The sequence below is a fragment of the Roseateles chitinivorans genome (genome assembly GCF_050632235.1).
Taxonomy (GTDB): domain Bacteria; phylum Pseudomonadota; class Gammaproteobacteria; order Burkholderiales; family Burkholderiaceae_C; genus Roseateles; species Roseateles chitinivorans_A.
On sequence record NZ_CP192584.1, the window covers coordinates 3865697 to 3886590 of the forward strand.

Sequence of the window (20894 nt, forward strand, 5' to 3'; positions counted from 1 at the left end):
AACGTCGCCGGCATGCCGCCGCCCCGGCATCGCGCTTGCCTTGCTGCGGCCATGACCGAACCGCCGCGTCGCTTCTCCCCCGTGAAAGCCGTCCTGGCCGCCGGCGCCGCGGCCGGCGTGCTCGGGGCGGCGGGTGCGGTGGCCTTCGTCTGGTTCGGCGTCTACGACGTGTCGGCGACCGGGCCGCATCTGCAGCCGGTGCATTCCTTGCTGGAAATCGCGCTGCAGCGCGCGGTCCAGCGGCGCGCGGACGCGCATCCGCCGCCGCGTGATCTGCTCACCCGGGATCGCGTGATGCAGGGCGCCGCCTGTTTCCGCGACCGCTGCGTCGCCTGCCACGGCGCGCCGGGCGTGGCGCCGCAGGCGTTCGCGCTCGGCATGCAGCCGGTGCCGAGCTCGCTCGTGGAGGCGACCCGCCACTGGCGCCCGCAGGACCTCTACTGGATCACCCGCAACGGCATCAAGATGAGCGGCATGCCGGCCTGGGAATACCGGCTGGAGGAGGGCGAACTCTGGGGCATCGTCGCCTTCCTCGACGCGCTGCCGCTGATGACGCCGGATCAGTACCGGGTGTTGACCGCATCGACGGAAAAGTCTCCGGTCGAGGTCGGGAAAACGGGAGGGGCAGCGACGGAAGGGGCGAAGCGCGCCGCGACCTCGACGACGGCGGCGCGATGCGACGGTCTCGTCGACGCGCCCGCGCCGCTGGTACCGCCGCTGCCGACCGTCGAGCTCGCCCAGCGCGCATTCCGCCAGCACGGCTGCACGGCCTGCCACACGATCCCCGGCGTGGTCGGGCCGGACACGTCCAACGGTCCGCGCCTGAGCGGCCTTGCGGGACGTGACCGCATCGGCGGCAAGGCGGCACCGACCGAGGAAGGATTGACCGCGTGGATCCGTGATCCGCAGGCGATCGATGCGCACAACGCAATGCCGACGCTCGGCGTCAGCGAGACGCAGGCGCGGCTGATGGCGCGTTATCTGCTGACGCACTGACATCGGCGACCGCGCGAGGCGGATCGCCGATGTCGCTTCAAGACGTCCTCACGGACGAAACCTCACGGACGAAGCCTCACTGATGAGGCATCACGGCCGAGGCCTCACTGACGCGGCAGCAACCGGTCGGCGGGCGCGACGGGGAACGGCGACCCCAGCGAGCGGGCCTGGCCCTTGACCTGGTTCTGCGCCTGGCACTTGTGGGTACAGATGGTCGCGGGCGGGGCGACCTCGGTGGCGTCCTCGCCGAAGACCATGCCCATGCGGCCGCCGCTGCTGACGTCCCAGCGCGAGGTCAGTCCGCAATGGCTGACCTTGGCGATCGTGCCGTCGCGCTTGACGATCGGGTTCACGCAGGCCGCATCGCTGATGCGCGTCGCCACCTGCGGGCTGTCGCGGCCGACGAAGCGCGACGAGTAGTCGTTGCCGAAGTTCACCCGCGGCGTCACGACGACGGTCGTGTCCTTGTAGGGCAGGGCGTCGCCCTCCAGGTTGCGGAAGTTGCGGTTGTCGAAGTAGAAGGCGTTCAGGCTCGGATTCGACGGGTGCGTGGCCAGCACGTGCGTGAACACCGTCGACGTGCCGTCGGTGCGCGCGACTTCCATCTGGAACACGCCGCCGTTGGCGCAGTCCTTGGCCTGGATCTTCATCGCGACCTGCGGGCCTTCGCGCATCAGCACGATGTCGGTGGTGTCGAGTTCCACGTCGACCCCGCCGGTCAGCGCGGCGCCGCGGTGGTCGGGCAGCTTCGAGGCGAACACCGGCGTGGGCACGCCGCCGGTCATGTCCAGCGGATTGGCCGCGCCGGTCAGGACGTAGTCGCGGATGCCGAAGCTGGCCGCGTCGACCTCGAACTGAACATACTTGCCCTGCACGAGGAAGCGCGCCGGCACGCTGCCCGCGGCCACGGTCTGGTTGGCCTTGCCGCTCAGGCCGAGCACGCGGAAGCCGCCGCCGTCGCAGCCCTTGGAGGAAGCGGCCATCGCCAGGCCGCTCGCGGCGGTCAGCGCCAGGGCTGTCAGCAGCGCGCGGCCGCGGCGCAGGGAAGAGGAGGAACGGGTCGAGGTCATGGGGTGCTCCCGGGAGGTTGTGCGAAGGGGTGTCTGAAGACAGCGCGATGCTAGGAATCCGCCGCCGCCGCGCCCAGGGCACAAGGGCGGGATCGCACCGGGACGAAGGTCGCGACCGGTCGGGACCTTGGTCCATGGGCGGACCGGAAGCACGCTGTTACAGTGCCGCCGAATGAGTTCCACGGCCCCGCCGCCAACGCCACGGCCCCCGTCGCGATTCCTGTTGCGATCCCTCTCGCTGTCGCTGTCCCAGCAGTTCCTGCTGGTCAGTTTCCCGGTCCTGCTCGCCTCCACGCTGGTCATCGGCTGGTGGGTCGGCAAGCAGGTCGAGGAAAGCGTCGTGCACCGCATCGGCGGTGACACCGCGCTGTACGTCGATGGTTTCATCGCGCCGCATCTCGACGGCCTGAACCGGACGGGCCGGATCGATGAGGCGGATCGCCGCGCGCTGGAGGCGCTGGTCGTCGATGCGGACTGGGCCAGGCGCATCGTGTCGCTGCGGATCTGGCGTCCGGACGGCGTCGTGCTGTTCAGCAGCGACGGCGAAGGCGTCGACCAGAAGCTCGAGATCGACGAGGGCCTGGAGGTCGCCGCGGCCGGCAGCGTCTACTCGGAGATCAGCGTGCGGCGCGGTCGCCGGCAGACCGATCACGGCCAGCCGCTGGAGCGGATGATCGAGACCTACACGCCGATCCACACCGCTGGGCGCGGGCACATCGGCGCGATCGCCGAGTTCTACCAGATGCCCGACGAGATCGACCGCGAGGCGGGCAGCGCGCAGCGGCGCGGCTGGCTGATCGTCGCGGGCACGATGCTGGCGACCTACCTGCTGCTGTTCCTGCTCGTGCGCCGGGGCAGCCTCACCATCGTCACCCAGCGCAACGAACTGCGCGAGCGGCTGATGCAGTTGACCGCGATGCATGCGCAGAACGACGCCCTGAACGCCCGTGTGCGACGCGCGGCGGAGGATGCGATCTCGATCAACGAGGCGCTGCTGCAGCGCGTGTCCGCCGACGTGCACGATGGTCCGAGCCAGGACCTCGGTTTCGCGCTGATGCAGATCAAGAACCTGCGTGATGGTCAGGCGGCCCGCGCATCCGATGCAGCATCCGATGCGATGGCCGGCGCGACGGCAGCGACGACCGCTGGCGTGATGCTGGCCAGCGACCTGGACCGCATCAGCGACGCCGTGCAGGCCGCCATGCGCGACCTGCGGGCGATCTCCGCGGACCTCGAGCTGCCTGAACTGGAGCCGCTGGCGCTCGACGCCGTCGCGGCTCGCGTGGTCCGCGACTTCGAGGCGAAGACCCAGGGCGCCGTGCCGGTGACGCTGGAGACCGTCGTCGATCCGGCGCTGCCTTCGCCGCTGCGGATCAAGACGACGCTGTACCGGCTGCTGCAGGAGTCGCTGGCCAACGTGTTCCGCCATGCGCGCGGCAGCCGATGCCGCGTCGAGTTGCGCAGCGACGCGTCCGGCATCCGGCTGGCCGTGGATGACGACGGCCCGGGCTTCGATCCCGCGCAGGCGCGCGCCCGTCGGCGGCTCGGCCTGAGCGGGATGCGCCAGCGCGTGGAGTCGCAGGGCGGGACCTTCGCCGTGACCAGCGCGCCGGGACAGGGGACGCGCATCCGCGTGACCCTGCCGGCGACGGTGCAGGCCCGTGCGGACGAGGACTTGAACGTGACGAGGACGGATGATGAGCGCTGACGCGATCGAGGTGCTGGTGGTCGACGACCACCCGCTGTTCCGCCAGGGCGTGGTGCATTCGCTGGCGCTGGATCCGGGCTTCCGGGTCGTCGGGGAGACCGCGTCCGGCGAGGAGGCCCTGGCGCTGGCGCAGGCGCTGCTGCCGGACGCCGTGCTGCTGGACATCAGCATGCCGGGCTGGAACGGCATAACGACGGCCGAGCGCATCGCGATGGCCTGCCCGGCGACGGCGATCGTGATGCTGACGATGTCGGAAGACAAGGACAAGCTGCTCGCGGCGCTCAAGGCCGGCGCGCGCGGCTACGTGCTCAAGGGCGTGTCGGGCAAGGAACTGGCCGGCGTGCTGCGCGCGGCCGTGGCCGGCGAGGTGTACGTGTCGCCGTCGATCGCCGCGGAGATGCTGGTGTCGCTGACACAGCGCAAGGCGCCGGATCCGTTGCAGGAGCTGACCGACCGGGAACGCAGCATCCTGTCGCTGATCGGCGCGGGCAGGACCAACCGCGAGATCGGCGACGCCTTGTTCCTGTCCGAGAAGACGATCAAGCACCACGTGACCAACATCCTGCAGAAGCTGCAGGTCCGCAGCCGCGTCGAGGCGGCACTGCTCGCGAGCCGCCACGGCGATGCCGGGCGTGGCGACCGCACCGGTTGAAGAGCGCGCAAGCGCCCGGCCTACCGGGATAGACTGGGCCGGAACGACGCGCCTCTCCGGGCGCGTCCGCACGCCCGCATCGCCGCCGCCGGGTTCCTGTGTTCCCGTGACCGCGCTCCCCGTTTCCATTCTTCCGAAAGGCCCTCCCATGAAATCCCGTGCCGCCGTCGCGTTCGAAGCTGGCCAGCCGCTGCAGATCGTCGAGATCGACGTCGAGCCGCCCCGCAAGGGCGAGGTGCTGGTGAAGATCACCCACACCGGCGTGTGCCACACCGACGCGTTCACGCTCAGCGGCGACGATCCGGAAGGCCTGTTCCCCGCCGTGCTCGGCCATGAAGGCGCGGGCATCGTGGTCGAGGTGGGCGAGGGCGTCACCAGCGTCAAGCCCGGCGACCACGTGATCCCGCTCTACACCGCCGAATGCGGCGAGTGCCTGTTCTGCAAGTCCGGCAAGACCAACCTGTGCGTGGCCGTGCGCGCGACGCAGGGCAAGGGCGTGATGCCCGACGGCACGACGCGCTTCTCCTACCAGGGCAAGCCCATCTACCACTACATGGGCTGCTCGACCTTCAGCGAGTACACCGTGGTGGCCGAGGTGTCGCTGGCCAAGATCAGTCCGGACGCCAACCCGGAGCAGGTCTGCCTGCTGGGCTGCGGCGTGACCACCGGCCTGGGCGCGGTGAAGAACACGGCCAAGGTGCAGCCGGGCGACTCGGTGGCGGTGTTCGGTCTCGGCGGCATCGGCCTGGCGGTGATCCAGGGCGCGAAGCTGGCGCAGGCCGGCCGCATCATCGCGATCGACACCAACCCGTCGAAGTTCGAGCTGGCCAAGGTCTTCGGCGCCACCGACTTCGTGAACCCGAAGGACTTCGACAAGCCCGTCCAGCAGGTGATCGTCGAGATGACCGGCTGGGGCGTCGACCATTCGTTCGAGTGCATCGGCAACATCCATGTGATGCGCGCGGCGCTCGAGTGCGCGCACCGTGGCTGGGGCCAGTCCATCGTGATCGGCGTCGCGGGCTCGGGTCAGGAGATCTCGACGCGGCCGTTCCAGCTGGTGACGGGCCGGACCTGGAAAGGTACGGCCTTCGGCGGCGTCAAGGGCCGCTCGCAGCTGCCGGGCATGGTCGAGGAGGCGATGCGCGGCGACATCCAGCTCGCGCCGTTCGTGACCCACACGATGCCGCTGACTGGCATCAACGAGGCCTTCGACCTGATGCACGAGGGCAAGTCGATTCGCTCGGTGGTGCACTACTGAGCCGGAGGCCGCCGCGGGATGCGGCGGCTGGCGGAGGCGCCGGCTCGGCCGGGCCTGGCCCGGCTCAGCCCGGCGTTTTCCGCCCCAGCATGATGATGGCCATGCCGACCAGGCTGACGGCGACGCCGATCCAATCGGTGGTGGACGGCTTCACCTTGTCCACCAGCATCAGCCAGACCATCGCCACGCCGATGTACACCCCGCCATAGGCGGCGTAGACGCGACCGGCGGCGGTGGGGTGCAGCGACAGCAGCCAGGCGAAGAGCGCCAGGCTGCCGGCCGCCGGCACGAGCAGCCAGACCGGCTTGTCCTGCTTCAGCCAGAGGTAGGGCAGGTAGCAGCCGACGATCTCGGCCAGTGCGGTCAAGGCGAAAAGCAGGAAGGTCTTGAGCAGGTCCATCGACGCATTCTCGCGCCCGGCAAGACCGAGCGACGACGGGCCCGGAGCGACCAGCGCCAGGCGCCCGGTCAGCGCGACTCTTTCCAGCCCAGCACCCGGGCCGGGAGGAACAGGATGGCCTTGAGCAGCGCGAAGACTGCTTCCACGCTCAGTCCGATCAACCGGAACGGCAGCGTCAACAGCCAGGCGATCGGCCACAGGACCAGGGCCAGCAGGGCCAGCGGCCAGCACAGCACGAACAGGACCAACCAGAACAGCAGGCCGACGATGCCCATGACGCACTCCTTGGTGAGGCCGCGATCGATCACGGCACATCGATACCTTAGCGCGGGTGGCGGGGCGATGCGCCAGTCAGGCGACAGACTGCATCGTGGGGTCTACAGGATGCACGCATCAGGGATGGCCGCTTGACGCTCTGTGTCCATCCCCCAATGGGGCTGTATATGCGGTCGATCCACACCCCTATGGGACGGCGTTTTCTCGCTTCTCTTTGACGCGCCGCAATGAGCGCCGAGATTGAGACCGACCGATGGGGGAGCGGTGGCCGAATTCGATTTTGGGCCGTGTCAGCGGTGGCAGAGTTGCTCTCCATGGCGGGCAGGGGCCCGCCGTTATCGAGGAACAGACGATGCCAGTGAACCCCTATGAGAGCAGCACGGCCGAGCGCGCCGCGCGGTCCGATCCGGAGCTGATCGCCCGGGTGCAAGCGATCGAGACGGTCCTGCCGACGCTCGCCACGCGCGCCCAACTGGAGCAGCTCCGCGGAGAGATGAAGGAAGGTCTCGGTGCGGTCCGTGTGGAGCTGAAGGAAGAGGCCGGAACTCTGCGCGCCGAGATGAAGGACGGCTTTGCCGCCGTCAACGAGACGATCGGCGCGCTGCGTGCGGAAATGAAGGATGGCACTGCGGCCGTGAACGAGACGATCGGCGCGCTGCGTGCGGAAATGAAGGATGGCACTGCGGCCGTGAACGAGACGATCGGCGCGCTGCGTGCGGAAATGAAGGATGGCACTGCGGCCATGAACGTGACGATCGGTGCGCTGCGCGCGGAAATGAAGGATGGCACTGCGGCCATGAACGTGACGATCGGCGCGCTGCGCGCGGAAATGAAGGAAGGGTTTGGCGCGGGACGGGCGGAGATGCACAAGACGACCAGCGATCATCATCTGGCGACGCAGGGCGTGATCTTCGGCGCGATCAAGTGGTCCGTCGGTTTCGTGTTCGGTCTGATCGGACTGGCGGCCACGGTCTTCGCCGCCGTGTCCCCCTTCATCAAGTCGCACTGACGACGGTGGGGGCCAATCAGCGGCTTCGATGGATCGGCATGAGACCGATCAACTCGTCTTCCCCAGCACCTTGGCCAGATGCGCCACGAACTGCCTGACCCGCGCGGTGCCTTGGACCCGCTGCGGGTACACCGCATAGATGTCCGCATCGGGCGTCTCCCACTCCGGCAAGACCTGGACCAGTCGACCCGTCGCCAGATAGCGCGCGATGTCCCATTCCGCGCGCATCAGGATCCCGTGCCCGTCGAGCGCCCAGTTCACCGCGATCTCGCCGTCATTGGTCGTCAGTGCGCCGCGCGTCTTCACCGCTTCGGTGACCGTCTTGCGGCCTCGCTTCGAAGAGAGCCGCCACAGACCGTACGCTTCCTCGCCCTGACGGATGCCGATGCAATCGTGCCGCACCAGCTCCGCCGGCGTCTTCGGCATGCCGTGCGAGCGCAGATAGGCGGGTGAAGCGCAGAGCAATCGGCGGTTCGCGGCGATGCGCCGCGCGATGACCCGCGCGTCCGGCGGCGGGCCGAAACGGATGCAGACGTCGAAGGCGTCCTCGTTCAACGGCGGCGGATTGACCGACAGCTGCAACTGCACCTGCAGCTTCGGGTGCTGGCGCACGAAACCCGAGATCAGCGGCGCGATGTGCGTCCGCCCGAATCCCAGCGTCGCGTTCACGCGCAGCAGGCCGCTCGCGGTGCCGCCGCTGGCGCTCATCACCTCCCGCAGGTCATCGATAGCCGCAAGGATCCGCCGCGCGTGCTCCAGGTAGAGCTCGCCTTCCTGCGTCAGGCTCATCCGGCGCGTGGTCCGGCTCAGCAGCGCCGTGCCCAGCCGGCTCTCCATCTGCGTCAGGTGCTTGCTGACCGCCGCCGTCGTGATGCCGAGCTCGCGCGCCGCGGCGCTCAGGCTGCCGGCACTGCACAGCGCCGAGAAGAAACCCAGGTCGGCCGGTGCGATCGCCGCCGTGCTGGTCGACGCCTTGGCCACCTTCGCGGTGACGGTCTTGTCCATTGCGCCAGCGGCTGAAGCGCGCTGCGAGGTCTTTGAAGCCATGGAGAAACCCTGCCAATTGTTGAATCCAAGTTGAAGACGGATTGACTTTAGCCGCGATCCGCAGGGCAGAGCGCTCCTAGAGTCGGATCAGGCCATTCCCGACATCACCTGGAGACAGACCCCCATGAAGACCTATCGCATCGCCACCATCCCCGGTGACGGCATCGGCAAGGAAGTGATCCCCGCGGGCCGCGAGGTCCTCGAGGCGCTGGCCGCGACGACCGACCGCTTCCGCTTCGAGTTCGAGGACTTCGGCTGGGGCGGCGACTGGTATCGCACGCACGGCGAGATGATGCCGGCCGACGGCCTGGCCGCGCTGCGCGACAAGGACGCGATCCTGTTCGGCTCCGCCGGCGATCCCGACATCCCCGACCACATCACGCTGTGGGGCTTGCGGCTGAAGATCTGCCAGGGCTTCGACCAGTACGCCAACGTGCGCCCGACCCGCGTGCTGCCCGGCATCGACGCGCCGCTCAAGCGTTGCGGGCCGAAGGACCTCGACTGGGTCATCGTGCGCGAGAACTCGGAAGGCGAATACGCCGGTGTCGGCGGCCGCGTCCACCAGGGCCATCCGATCGAGGCCGCGACCGACGTGTCCATCATGACGCGCACCGGCGTCGAACGCATCATGCGCTACGCGTTCAAGCTGGCGCAGTCGCGGCCCCGCAAGCTGCTGACGGTGATCACCAAGAGCAACGCGCAACGCCACGCGATGGTGATGTGGGACGAGATCGCCGCGCAGGTGGCCCAGGACTTCCCCGACGTCACCTGGGGCAAGGAACTCGTCGACGCCGCGACCGCCCGCATGGTCAACAAGCCGGCGACGCTGGACACCATCGTCGCGACCAACCTGCACGCGGACATCCTCAGTGATCTGGCGGCCGCGCTCGCCGGCAGCCTGGGCATCGCGCCCACCGGCAACATCGATCCGGAGCGCCGTTATCCGTCGATGTTCGAGCCGATCCACGGCTCGGCCTTCGACATCATGGGCCAGGGGCTGGCGAATCCCGTCGGCACCTTCTGGTCCGCGGTGATGCTGCTGGAACATCTCGGCGAGCCCGAGGCCGCGCAGCGCCTGATGCGCGCGATCGAAGCCGTGACGGCGAATCCGTCGCTGCACACCGGCGACCTCGGCGGGAAGGCGAAGACGACCGACGTTACCGCCGCTGTCATCGCCGCATTGCGCCGGCCCGCCTGACGCTCCTTGCTTCCACCGCCGCTGGCCCTCACCCCTGACCCTCTCCCGCAAGCGGGAGAGGGTGGGGGTGAGGGCTGCGGTCTCCCGCAGTACCACCCTTCGAATGGCCGTCAGAGCCATCGACCAGGAGACAAACCATGAGCCAAGTTCCGACCTCTTCGGGCCGCCGGTCATTGATCGCGGTGTCGGCGATCTCAGTGGGCATCGCCGCCCTCGGCATCGCAACACCGGCCTTCGCCCAACCCTGGCCCGCCAAGCCGATCACCCTGATCGTCCCGTTCCCCGCCGGCGGCACGACTGACGTGCTGGCCCGCGCGCTGGCCGAGAAGCTTCAGCAGAGCCTGGGCCAGCCGGTGATCGTCGAGAGCCGGCCCGGCGCCGGCGCGACGCTGGGCGCCGACTACGTCTCCAAGGCCAAGCCCGACGGCTACACGCTGCTGATCGGCGCGGTCCACCATACCATCGCGAGCAGCGTCTACAAGAAGCTGCCCTACGACTTCCAGAAGGACTTCGTCCCCATCACCAGCATCGCGCTGGTCCCCAACGTGCTGGTCGTCAACGCCAGCCAGACCTCCGCGAAAACGGTGCAGGAACTGGTCGCGCAACTCAAGGCCAAGCCCGGCCAGTGGACCTACGGCTCCAACGGCAACGGCACGGCGCAGCACCTGATCGGCACGCAGTTCCAGAACCTCACCGGCACGACCCTGCTGCACGTGCCCTACAAGGGCAGCGGGCCGCTGGCGACGGACCTGCTCGGCGGGCAGATCCAGATGTCCTTCGACACCGTCACGCCGGTGCTGCCACACATCAAGGCCGGCAAGCTGCGCGCCCTGGCGGTGACGACGGCCCGGCGCTCCAGCGCGTTGCCCGACGTGCCCACGCTCGAGGAGTCCGGCCTGAAGGGCTTCGACATCGGCACCTGGTTCGGCGTGCTGGCGCCGGTGGCCACGCCCAAGGACATCGTCGCGAGGCTGAACACGGAGATGGTCAAGGTCCTCCAGGCGCCGGAGTTCCGCAAGCGCATGGAGGAAATCGGCGCCGAGACGACCGGCGGCACCAGCGAGCAGCTGGCGTCGCAGATCCGCAATGAGACCGGCAAGTTCGCCAAGCTCGTGAAGGAGGCGAACGTGCAGATCGAGTGAGGGCGACCGGCCCGTCGATCATCGGTCGGACTGCGCATGATCGTGCATGAACATGAAATAACGTGCACAATCGCGACTCGCTCCCTGAGGTGTCATGTCGCAGTCCGATCTTCCTCACGCCCGCCGGCACGTCATTGCGGACCGGCTCGCCGCCGGCCAGGCGGTGGTCGCGGCCGACCTCGCCACCGAGTTCAACCTGTCCGAGGACGCCATCCGGCGTGACCTCCGCGCGCTGGCCGCGGACGGCCTGTGCCGGCGCGTCTACGGCGGTGCGGTGCCGATCGCGGCCAACGACCGCCCGCTCGCGGCGCGGATGAAGGAGGCGCCCGATCGCAAGTCCGCCCTGGCGCGCACCGGCGCGGCCACGGTCCGGCCGGGCGAGCTGCTGTTCCTGGACACCGGCAGCACCAACCTCGCGCTGGTCGAGTTCCTGCCCGAGGACGCGGACCTGACGGTGGCCACCAACGCCGTCGACGTCGCCGCCGCGGTGCTGCGGCGCCAGGACCTGCGCCTGCTGATGATCGGCGGCGAGGTCGATCCGCACCTGGGCGGCTGCGTCGACGCGGCCGCGGTGGACAGCCTCTCGCGCCTGCGCATCGATCGCGGGTTCGTCGGCGTCTGCGCGCTGTCGATGAGCGATGGCATCCTCACGACGCATTTCCGCGAGGCCGCGTTCAAGCGCACCCTCATCGAGCGCAGCCGCCATGTCGTCGGACTCGTGACCCGCGACAAGCTGCAGGCCGCCGCGGCTCACCGCGTCGCCGGCCTCGAGGCGCTGCACACCGTTGTCATCGAACGCGATGTCGGCGCGAGTGTCCTGAAGGCACTGCGCCAGACCGGGTCCGAGGTCATCCCGGTCGACCCGGCGGAGTGAGCGCCTTGGACGACGGCTGGTCCCTCGATCCCGCCGCGGACCGGCCGGAGGCGCGCCTGGCCGTGCGCCTGGCCTTCATCGTCGCCGGCTGCGGGATCGCCTGTGTCCTGGCGCTCCTGCCCTGCCTGGCGCATCACCTGGCACTCGACGCGGCGGAACTCGTCACAGCCGTGCTCTCGCTGATGGCGGGCGCGTGGCTCGGCACCCGGAGCCTCGGCGCCGGATGGTCCCGGATCGGTGCGCGGCGGCAGGTGCTCATCGCAGGCCTGGGGTCGGCGCTGCTGCCGCCCACGCTGGCGTTCGCGGGATCTCCGGCGCTGCTGGCCGCCGGCCTGTTCACCGCCGGTGTCGTCGCCGGCGCGCTGGACGTGGCGATGCAGGCGTCGGCCGAGGCGCTCGCCGTGTCGATCCGCCAGGGCTGCACGCCGGCGCTCCGGGCGGTCTATGGCTTCGCGGGCGCGGGCGGCGCGCTCGTGACCACGGGACTGCTGGCGGTCGGCTTTGAGCCGCCGCTGGCGGCCGCGCTGGTCGCCGCGCCCATGATGATCGCCATCGTGGTGGCGTGGCCCTATCTGCCGGAGGCGCCAGGGCAGGGGCGCTGAACACGGATGTCGAGGTCGGGAAGGGGTGTTTAGCGCGGCGGCCTAAACACTTGGGAAACTCGCGGGACTTTGTTGACCCCTGAAAAGGGCACTTCAAGAATCGTCCCCACCCATGAGCAGCACCACCATCCGCGATATCGCCAAGGCCGCCGGCCTGTCCATCGGCACCGTGTCGCGCGGTCTCCGCAACCAGTCCGGCCTGTCGGAGGAGACCCGCCAGGTCGTCCGCGACACCGCCTTGCGCCTGGGTTACGACTTCACGCAGCTGCGCAAGAACAAGATCCGGCGCATCGGCTTCCTGCTGCACAGCCAGCACAACACGCTCGCGTCCAGCCCGTTCTTTTCCGCCGTGCTGCACGGCGCCGAACAGGTCTGCCGGCGCGAGGGCTTGTCGCTGTCCTTCATCGTCGCGGGCCCGGGCCAGCCCATCGTGGAGCAGACCCGCGGGCACCAGCTGGACGCCTTCCTGTGCGTCGGCTACTTCGAGCCCGAGGTCCTCGAGGCCCTCAGGCGCAGCGGCAAGCCGACGGTGCTGGTCGACATGCACCGGCGCGGGATGACCTCGGTGAATCCGGACCATCAGCACGGCAGCTTCCTCGCGACCAGCCACCTGCTGCGCAGCGGGCGGCGCACGATCGGGCTGATCTCCGGATCGCCGGCGCACTACAGCCTGGAGCAGCGCGCCCGCGGCTACCGCCGCGCGTTGTTCGAGGCCCAGGTGCAGGCCGATCCCGACCTCGAGGTCATCGCGCCGCAGCTCGGCGACGGCGAGGCCGGCGTGATCGAGGCCATGCGCCAGCTGCTCGGGCGCCGCAAGCGCCCCGACGCGGTCGTCTGCTTCAACGACAGCGCGGCGCTGGTCGCCATGCGCCAGTGCCTGAACGAGGGGCTGCGCATTCCCGAGGACATCGCCGTGGTCGGCTTCGACGACATCGGCGGCGCTTCCGTCGCCCATCCGCCGCTGAGCACGGTGCGCGTCGACAAGGAGTCGCTCGGCGCCAAGGGCGTGGCGCTGCTGCTCGGCACATCGGCGGACGAGCCTCAAGAACTGACCCTGCCGGTGGAACTGGTCGTGCGCGACAGCACCAGCAGCAACGACTGACCCCATCCCTTCATTGCATGACACAGACAACTTCCTCCGTGACCGGCGACCTGCCCGATTTCCGTTCCCGCGACGTGCTGCTCGCGCATGCGCGGCACACGATGGATTTCTACCACCCGCGTTGCATCGACCCGAGCGGCGGCTTCTTCCACTTCTTCAAGGACGACGGCACCGTCTACGACACGCATCAGCGCCACCTGGTGAGCAGCACGCGTTACGTGTTCACCTATGCGATGGCCTACCGTCGCTTCGGCGATCCGGCCTACCTGGACGGCGTGAGGCACGGCGTGCGCTTCCTGCGCGAGGCGCACTACGACGACGCGCTGCGCGGTTACGCGTGGCTGCTGGACTGGCGTGACGGCCAGGCGCAGGTGCTCGACGCCACGCGCCACGCCTACGGTCTGGCCTTCGTGCTGCTGGCCTACGCGCATGCGGTCATGGCCGGCGTGGAGGAGGCGCGGCCGTGGATTGCCGAGACCTTCGCGCAGCTGGAGGAACACTTCTGGGACGAGGCTGGCGGCCTCTACGCCGACGAAGCGAGCCCACAGTGGCACGTGCTGTCGCCGTACCGCGGCCAGAACGCCAACATGCATGCGTGCGAGGCGCTGCTGGCGGCCTTCGACGCCACCGGCGAGTCGCGCTACCTGACCCGCGCCGCGCTGCTGGCGCAGAACATCACCCGCCGCCAGGCCGAGCGCTGCGGCGGCCTGGTCTGGGAGCACTACGACGCGCACTGGCAGCCGGACTGGCTGTTCAACCGCGACGATCCGGCCAATCTCTTCCGCCCGTGGGGTTACCAGCCGGGCCACTTCACCGAGTGGACCAAGCTGCTGCTCCAGCTGGAAGCGCGTGCGGAGTACCTCGACCAGGACCTGGACTGGGTGCTGCCCACCGCGAGCAAGCTGTTCCTCGTGGCCGTGCGGCGCGGCTGGGATGCCGAGCACGGCGGGCTCTGCTACTCGCTGGCGCCGGACTTGAGCGTGTGCGATCCGGACAAGTACTTCTGGGTGCAGGCCGAGAGCGCCGCCGCCGCGGCGCGTCTGGCCGCGCGGACCGGGGACGGCGTCTACTGGGACTGGTACCAGCGCCTGTGGGGCTACAGCTGGACGCATTTCGTCGATCACGCGCATGGCGCGTGGTATCGGATCCTCGACGGCGAGAACCGGAAGTACAGCGACGAGAAGAGTCCGGCGGGCAAGGTCGACTACCACACGATGGGTGCGTGTTACGACATCGTGGATGTGCTGGACGGCATCGGCATGCGGGGGCCGACCATGCGTGACGCCCCCGAACTGCTGTGCGTCGGCGAGGCCCTCACCGATATGCTGCAGCAGGCGCCCGACCAATGGATCAGCCGCGTCGGCGGCTCGACCTGGAACGTGGCGCGCGCGCTGGCGGCGCTGGGCGCGCGCACGGCCTTCGCCGGCGCGGTGAGCCGCGACCTGTTCGGCGATGAACTGGTGCGGGCCAGCGAAGCGGTGGGCCTCGATACACGGCTGCTGCAGCAGGTCGACCGGGCACCGCTGCTGGCGATCGTCGAGCAGGGCGAACCGCCGCGCTACTTCTTCGTCGGCGGCGACAGCGCCGACCTGCACTTCGATCCGGACGCGCTGCCCGAGGGCTGGGCCGGTGAAGCGCGCCGCGCGCACTTCGGCGGCATCAGCCTGGCGCGCGAGCCGCTGGCCTCGCGATTGGTCGCGCTGGCCGAGCGCTTGAAGGGGCAGGGCGTGGCCATCAGCTACGACCCCAACTTCCGCAACCTGATGGCGCACGGCTACGAGCCGACGCTGCGCCGCATGTGCGCGCTGGCCGACGTGATCAAGGTGTCTGACGACGACCTGCGCGGCCTGTTCCCCGGACTCGGGCTCGACGATGCGATGACGCGGCTGCGCGCCTTCAATCCCGACGCGCTCTATCTGCTGACGCGTGGCGGCGGCGTGGCCTACCTGTCCCGCGACGACGCGGCCTGCATGGCACGCGCGCCGGCGGTCACCGTGGCCGACACCGTCGGCGCGGGCGACGCGGCGGTCGCGGGCCTGCTGCACAGCCTGCACCGGCACCCGGACCGTCCGCTGCGCGCGCATCTGCATGCGGCGCTGGCGGCCGGGTCCGCCGCCTGCCTGCAGCGGGGCGCCACGCCGCCGGAGGCGGCGACCGTCTCGCGTCTGTACGACCAGCTTCAAGCGGAAGGGGCTGCCTGACCTTCCATCCCGTCGATCAACGACAACCACTCCATCCCCGGAGACAAGAGGAGACAACGATGAAGACATCGATCAAGAAGACAACGACCACCCCGTGGACCCGCCGAGGCCTGCTGGCCGCCGCCGCGATGGCGACGATGGCGGTCGCGGCCGGACCGGCCCGCGCGGGCGATCTGGAAGTCCTGCACTGGTGGACCAGCGGCGGCGAGGCCAAGGCCATCTCCGGCCTGAAGGACCAGCTGCAGGCCAAGGGCCACAAGTGGAAGGACTTCGCCGTGGCCGGCGGCGCCGGCGACGCGGCGATGACGGTGCTGAAGTCGCGCGCGATCTCGGGCAACGCGCCCACCGCCGCGCAGATCAAGGGTCCGCTGCTGCAGGACTGGGCCGCCGAGGGCATGCTGGCCAACATCGACGACGTCGCCAAGGCCGAGCACTGGGACGACCTGCTGCTGCCGGTGATCAGCAACATCGTGAAGTACAAGGGCCACTACATCGCGGTGCCGGTCAACGTGCACCGGGTCAACTGGCTCTGGATCAACCCCGAGGTGATGCGCAAGGCCGGCGTCAAGCCGCCGACCACCTGGGACGAGTTCTTCGTCGCGGCCGACGCGCTGAAGAAGGCCGGCGTCACGCCGCTGGCGCACGGCGGGCAGTCTTGGCAGGACTTCACCACCTTCGAGACCGTGGTGCTGGGCACCGGCGGGCCGGAGTTCTACCGCAAGGCGCTGATCCAGCTCGACCCCGCCAGCCTGAAGAGCCCGACGATGGAGAAGTCGCTGACGACCTTCCGCCGCCTGAAGGCCTACACCGACCGCAACGCGCCGGGCCGCGACTGGAACCTCGCGACCGCGATGGTCATGAAGGGCGAGGCCGCCATGCAGATCATGGGCGACTGGGCCAAGGGCGAGTTCCTCGCCGCCGGCAAGACCGCGGGCAAGGACTTCCTGTGCGTGCCCGCGCCGGGCACGGCCAAGTCCTATACCTTCAACGTCGACTCGTTCGCGATGTTCAAGGTCAAGGGCGACGCGAACCAGCAGGCCCAGCGCGACATGGCCTCGGCCATCCTGTCGCCGGCGGTGCAGGAATCCTTCAACCTCGAGAAGGGCTCGATCCCGGTGCGCAAGGGCGTCAGCCTCGCCAAGTACGACGACTGCGCCAAGGCCTCGGCCGCGGACTTCGCGGAAGCCGGCAAGGCCAATACCCTGCTGCCGTCGATCGCCCATGGCATGGCGGTCCGGGCGTCGGCGGAAGGCGCGATGAAGGACGTGGTCAGCCAGTTCTGGAACAGCGACGCGATCACGCCGGCGCAGGCGATGGACCGGCTGGTCTCGGCGGCGAAGACGCAGTAAGCGCGCTTCGCGGGCGAGGTGTTCGCTTCGCCTGCGACGGGGTCTTCGGCGGAGGGAGGAACAGACTCGGTCCTCCATCCTCCGGAGGCCCCATGGACCAGGTGCTCATCGATACGGTACGGCCGCACGACCGCGCGGACGTGGACCGCTGGCTGTGGGACGGCTACCGTCGCATCGATACGATGCCGGATTCGCCGCAGCGGCGTCGCGCGCACATGACCCATGTGCTCGACTGCCAGGAGCGCGTGCTGGCGTTGATGCCCACGGACGAGGCGGCCACGCCGACCGATGAGCGCGAGCGTCAGCTCGCGCTGATGTCCTACGGCACCGAGCGCTGGCTGGCGCTGCTCGCACAGGTGCGGCTGCGCCATCGCGAGCGCGTGGCGCGTCGCGAGTACTCGGCCGAGTCCGCCGGCGATCCGCCGTTCCGCGATGCCGATCATGGCGCCGTCCATGTGGTGGACGTGCTGGATCGCGCGGAGGCGTTCGCGGACGTGGCACCCTATACCGACGCCCGCGTCGGTCGACGCACCCGGGCCGCGCATGCGCTGCGGCTGCTGGAGCCCCGTCGCATCGAGGCCGCGGACCTGCGTTCGCCGCAGGAGGCCGCGCTCATCGGCCAGCGCGGGCTCTTCGCGCGTCACGACATCGCGGCGGGCACCTGTCTCGGCGTCTACGGCGGCCAGCTGCTGGACGAGGTCGACCTGTTCCTGCTGGACGACGACCGCTACCTGATGTCGGCCTCCGATCCGATCGGCCAGGTGGCCGTCAACGGCGAGAACCTGCTGTCGCTGATGAACACCTTGTTTCTCTTCGATGCACAAGGCCGGCCGGGCGGTCATCCGGCCACTGGCTACAACGTGCGCGGCGAGTCCTTCCCCGTCCGGCTGCATCATGGCTGGACCGCGCGCATCCACGCGTTCCGCGCGTCGGAGGACATTCCCGCAGGCCGTGAGTTGCGCTGGAACTACGACCTGGGCGGCAGCCGCTGACATGACCAAAGTCGCACCATGTCTGCGCATACGATCGCCCGGATGCCCCATGAACACGCAGATCCTGGCCGTTCTGCGTGGCAGCGCTCTGACATCCTCCTGACAGCTGTGCGGGAATCCGCACGCCTTTCACGGCTTCGATCGTCACGCCGCGGACATGTGCGCGACAGTCAGCGCTGTCAAGGCCTGACCCCCTTCGGGAACGTCCCGAGTTCCCTGGACGTTGTCATGACGCACCCTTAAACTCGCGCCCACTTTCGTGACCCCTTCCTCGCAGATGGCGAGGATTCCAAGGGGTGCGATGGCGTACGGCGTGCAGGGTCCTGCCGTCGGTGACAGCCATGAAGGGCAAGCTGAAGTGACGAGTCGTTTTCGCTTCGAAGGGTTCGTGCTTGACATGGCCTCGCGCGTCCTCCTGTCGGAGGGCGTGCCCGTGCCGCTCAGCGGCCGGCAGCTGGATCTGCTCGGCGTGCTGGTCGCGCATCGCGGCGCGGTGGTGTCCAAGAACGAGCTGTTGAACCGGGTCTGGCCCGGGCAGGCCGTGGAAGAGAACAACGCCGCCGTGCATGTGTCGGCGTTGCGGCGCGCGCTGGGTCGCGAAGCCATCGCCACGGTCGCCGGGCAGGGGTACCGGTTCGCACTGCCGTTGCGGCAGGACGAGGACACGTCCCATGACTCGACCGACCGGCCGGTCGAGCCGATATCCCCCATCGTCCGTCCGCGGGCGTTGCCGTCGGCCCCGGTCGCGATGCATGGCCGCGGTGCCGACCTGCAGGCGCTGCTGAGCCGTCTGGTGCGGCATCGGCTGGTGACCGTCGTCGGCGCGCCCGGCGTCGGCAAGTCGACGCTCGCGCTGGCCTGCGCGCATGAACGCCGCCAGGCGGCCCGTGACGGCGCGGTGTGGGTGGACCTGTTGAGCGGGGACGATCCGTCGGACCCGTTGCCCGCGGTCGCGAGCGCGCTCGGGCTGGACCCGGGCACGGACCTGCAGACCCTGCTGGCGTTGCTGCGGCCGATGTCGCTGCTGCTGGTGCTGGACAACGCGGAGATCGCCGGCGCGCGCGCGGCGACCTTCTGTCACGCGGTGCTGGAGAACACCGAGGACGTGGCGCTGATGGTGACCAGCCGCAAGGTGCTGCGCGTGCCGGGCGAGCGCGTGCTGCGCACGCCGCCGCTGTCGGTGCCGCCGGCCGGCGCGGGCGTGGACGAGTCGCTGATGCACGGCAGCGTGGCGCTGTTCGTCGACCAGGTGCGGGCGTTGGGTCAGCCCTTCGCGCTCGGTCTGCACAACGTGGCCCAGGTGACGGCGCTGTGCCGCCGGCTGGACGGCATTCCGCTGGCGCTGCAGCTGGCGGCGGGCCGGCTCGCGATGTTCGGCATCGATCAGCTCTGCGAGCGCCTCAGCGACCGCTATCGGCTGCTGACCCGCGGCACGCAGGCGGGGCCGCGCCGGCATCAGTCGCTGCGGGCCTGCATGGATGCGAGCCTCGCGTTGCTCGACGACGTGGAGCAGCTGGTGCTGCGGCGGCTCGAGCCGTTCGAGGGCGGCTTCACGCTGGAGATGGCGACGGCCGCGCTGTCCGACCGGCAGCTTGATGCGTGGACCGTGGCGGAAGCGCTCGAAGGACTGGTGGACCATTCGCTGGTCCAGGTCGACGCGGAGGATCGCCCGCGCTACCGGCTCTTCGACGGCATCCGCGCCTACGGGTTGCTGCTGCTCGAGGAAACCGGCGAGATCGAGATCGCGCGGTGCCAGCATGCCCGCGCGATGAGCCAGCTGTTCGACCGCGCGGAACGGGCGCTGCAGATGATGCCCGACGCGCGCTGGATCGCGGAGTTCTCGCCCGAGCTCGGCAACGTGCGGGCCGCGCTGGACTGGTGCCTGGAGCACGAGCCGGTACGCGGGCTGGGTCTGCTCGCACATTCGAGGGCCTTGTTCGAGTTGCTGCAGCTGGCCCAGGAGACCGCGTGGCGGCACGCCGCCTACGAGGCCGAGCTGCCGGCGGAGCTGCCCCCGGCGGTGCTGGCGCGCTACTGCATCGATCACGCGGGTCTGCTCGCGCCGCACGATCCCAAGCGCGCCGCGATCTGGTACCGGCGCGGCGTGACGGTCTCGCGGACGGCGGAGGATCCGGCGCTGCGTTACCTGGCGCTGTGCCGTCAGGTCGTCGAGGACCGCGAGCTGAGCCAGGCCGCGATGCGCTACGCGATGGGCGAGCTCGTCGCGCTGGCGGGCCGCTGCGAAGGCGCGCATGCGGCGCGTCTGAAGCTGTGGGGACTCGCGGCGCGCGCGCATGTGTGGCGCGTCGAGGGTCAGGCGGCCGAGGCCGACGAGGCGATGTGCGCCTCGCTGCAATTGGCGCAGGAGGTCGGCGCGTCCCGGTGGGTGCTCGACGACCTGCATCGGCTGATGGAGCTTCAGGTCGGGCACGGCCAGCCGCTGCGATCCGCGGCGCTGGTGCGCCAGTGGGAAGACGGTGCCAGCCGCGCCAGCGGCATCAACACCGCCAACGGCGAGTTCCTGCAGCGCGTGCTGGGCTGCCTGGCCGCGGTGCTGCTGGCCGAAGGGCGCACCGAGGAAGCACGGGACGTGCTGACCGGGATCGTCACGCCGAAGCCGTCGCGCGGCGTCTATCGCGATAGCCGGAGCGACAGCCGGCACGACAGCCGGAGCGAGGGCCAGGCCGACGCGCAGGGCGAGAGCCAGAGCGACGCGTTCGACCGGCTGCTGCCGGTCTTCGCCTGGCTGGCGTTCGAGGAGGGGCGCGATCAGGACGCGGCGCGCCTGACCGGGTATGCGGGGCAGGCGTACTCGCCGATCCGCGCGGATCCCCTGCCGCCGTGGGGCAGCCTGGTGCAGCGGATGCGCGCGCGGCTGGACGGCTTCTCGATGGCGCGGCTGCAGGACGAAGGCAACCGCTGGGACGAGCCGCGCGCGATGGTCGCCGCGCTGGCGCGGACGGCGGGGATCGCGGCGTCGTTCGGCGGCCGGGGCTGCTGAAGCACTGAAGCCGCTGA

The 20894-nt window shown here is 69.8% G+C and carries 18 protein-coding genes and 1 pseudogene; 15 read left to right on the forward strand and 4 right to left on the reverse strand.

Annotation, left to right across the window (positions count from 1 at the left end; genetic code table 11):
• Positions 1–81 precede the first annotated feature (81 nt).
• Positions 82–996: a c-type cytochrome gene (locus ACQ859_RS17725; protein WP_431262025.1), complete on the forward strand. Its 915-nt coding sequence runs from the start codon at positions 82–84 to the stop codon at positions 994–996.
• A gap of 104 nt (positions 997–1100) precedes the next feature.
• Here the strand turns inward: ACQ859_RS17725 and ACQ859_RS17730 are convergent, their stop codons facing one another.
• Complete coding sequence (locus ACQ859_RS17730) at positions 1101–2066, reverse strand: hypothetical protein (RefSeq protein ID WP_431257394.1); 966 nt, start codon at positions 2064–2066, stop codon at positions 1101–1103.
• A 172-nt stretch (positions 2067–2238) separates the two neighbouring features.
• Here ACQ859_RS17730 and ACQ859_RS17735 point away from each other — a divergent pair, with 172 nt between their 5' ends.
• The 3 genes from ACQ859_RS17735 (at position 2239) to ACQ859_RS17745 (ending at position 5684) form a co-directional block, all read left to right on the forward strand.
• A complete protein-coding gene (locus tag ACQ859_RS17735; RefSeq protein ID WP_431262026.1) occupies positions 2239–3774 on the forward strand; it encodes a sensor histidine kinase in 1536 nt (511 codons plus the stop codon).
• Positions 3764–4426, forward strand: coding sequence for a response regulator (locus tag ACQ859_RS17740; protein ID WP_431262027.1), 663 nt, complete (start codon positions 3764–3766; stop codon positions 4424–4426). Before ACQ859_RS17735 ends, ACQ859_RS17740 begins: the two co-directional genes overlap by 11 nt.
• Before the next feature lie 148 nt (positions 4427–4574).
• The gene (locus ACQ859_RS17745) at positions 4575–5684 is read left to right on the forward strand and encodes an S-(hydroxymethyl)glutathione dehydrogenase/class III alcohol dehydrogenase (RefSeq protein ID WP_431262028.1); all 1110 of its coding nucleotides are present in this window, start codon (positions 4575–4577) and stop codon (positions 5682–5684) included.
• 64 nt (positions 5685–5748) lie between these two features.
• On the opposite strand, the gene ACQ859_RS17750 is transcribed toward ACQ859_RS17745, so the two are convergent.
• Together ACQ859_RS17750 and ACQ859_RS17755 are read right to left on the reverse strand one after the other, a co-directional pair.
• On the reverse strand, positions 5749–6084 hold the full coding sequence (locus tag ACQ859_RS17750) for a YnfA family protein (protein ID WP_431262029.1): 336 nt from the start codon (positions 6082–6084) through the stop codon (positions 5749–5751).
• A 68-nt stretch (positions 6085–6152) separates the two neighbouring features.
• The gene (locus ACQ859_RS17755) at positions 6153–6392 is read right to left on the reverse strand and encodes a hypothetical protein (RefSeq protein ID WP_431262030.1); all 240 of its coding nucleotides are present in this window, start codon (positions 6390–6392) and stop codon (positions 6153–6155) included.
• Positions 6393–6613: 221 nt separating this feature from the next.
• Here ACQ859_RS17755 and ACQ859_RS17760 point away from each other — a divergent pair, with 221 nt between their 5' ends.
• Positions 6614–7369, forward strand: coding sequence for a hypothetical protein (locus ACQ859_RS17760; protein ID WP_431262031.1), 756 nt, complete (start codon positions 6614–6616; stop codon positions 7367–7369).
• A 48-nt stretch (positions 7370–7417) separates the two neighbouring features.
• On the opposite strand, the gene ACQ859_RS17765 is transcribed toward ACQ859_RS17760, so the two are convergent.
• A complete protein-coding gene (locus ACQ859_RS17765; RefSeq protein WP_431262032.1) occupies positions 7418–8374 on the reverse strand; it encodes a LysR substrate-binding domain-containing protein in 957 nt (318 codons plus the stop codon).
• A 166-nt stretch (positions 8375–8540) separates the two neighbouring features.
• Here ACQ859_RS17765 and ACQ859_RS17770 point away from each other — a divergent pair, with 166 nt between their 5' ends.
• The 10 genes and pseudogenes from ACQ859_RS17770 to ACQ859_RS17815 all read left to right on the forward strand — a co-directional run bounded on the left by ACQ859_RS17770 (position 8541) and on the right by ACQ859_RS17815 (position 20877).
• Complete coding sequence (locus tag ACQ859_RS17770) at positions 8541–9614, forward strand: tartrate dehydrogenase (RefSeq protein WP_431262033.1); 1074 nt, start codon at positions 8541–8543, stop codon at positions 9612–9614.
• Between the two features lie 137 nt (positions 9615–9751).
• Positions 9752–10756, forward strand: coding sequence for a Bug family tripartite tricarboxylate transporter substrate binding protein (locus ACQ859_RS17775; RefSeq protein WP_431262034.1), 1005 nt, complete (start codon positions 9752–9754; stop codon positions 10754–10756).
• 94 nt (positions 10757–10850) lie between these two features.
• Positions 10851–11630, forward strand: coding sequence for a DeoR/GlpR family DNA-binding transcription regulator (locus ACQ859_RS17780; protein WP_431262035.1), 780 nt, complete (start codon positions 10851–10853; stop codon positions 11628–11630).
• Complete coding sequence (locus tag ACQ859_RS17785; protein WP_431262036.1) at positions 11627–12232, forward strand: hypothetical protein; 606 nt, start codon at positions 11627–11629, stop codon at positions 12230–12232. Before ACQ859_RS17780 ends, ACQ859_RS17785 begins: the two co-directional genes overlap by 4 nt.
• A gap of 112 nt (positions 12233–12344) precedes the next feature.
• The gene (locus ACQ859_RS17790) at positions 12345–13334 is read left to right on the forward strand and encodes a LacI family DNA-binding transcriptional regulator (RefSeq protein WP_431262037.1); all 990 of its coding nucleotides are present in this window, start codon (positions 12345–12347) and stop codon (positions 13332–13334) included.
• Between the two features lie 17 nt (positions 13335–13351).
• A pseudogene (locus ACQ859_RS17795) lies at positions 13352–14581 on the forward strand (AGE family epimerase/isomerase); the annotation flags it as partial.
• A gap of 75 nt (positions 14582–14656) precedes the next feature.
• Positions 14657–15535: a PfkB family carbohydrate kinase gene (locus ACQ859_RS17800; protein WP_431266585.1), complete on the forward strand. Its 879-nt coding sequence runs from the start codon at positions 14657–14659 to the stop codon at positions 15533–15535.
• A 59-nt stretch (positions 15536–15594) separates the two neighbouring features.
• The gene (locus tag ACQ859_RS17805; protein WP_431262038.1) at positions 15595–16884 is read left to right on the forward strand and encodes an ABC transporter substrate-binding protein; all 1290 of its coding nucleotides are present in this window, start codon (positions 15595–15597) and stop codon (positions 16882–16884) included.
• Between the two features lie 92 nt (positions 16885–16976).
• Positions 16977–17876, forward strand: coding sequence for a hypothetical protein (locus ACQ859_RS17810; protein ID WP_431262039.1), 900 nt, complete (start codon positions 16977–16979; stop codon positions 17874–17876).
• 397 nt (positions 17877–18273) lie between these two features.
• Positions 18274–20877, forward strand: coding sequence for an ATP-binding protein (locus tag ACQ859_RS17815; protein WP_431262040.1), 2604 nt, complete (start codon positions 18274–18276; stop codon positions 20875–20877).
• Positions 20878–20894 lie beyond the last annotated feature (17 nt).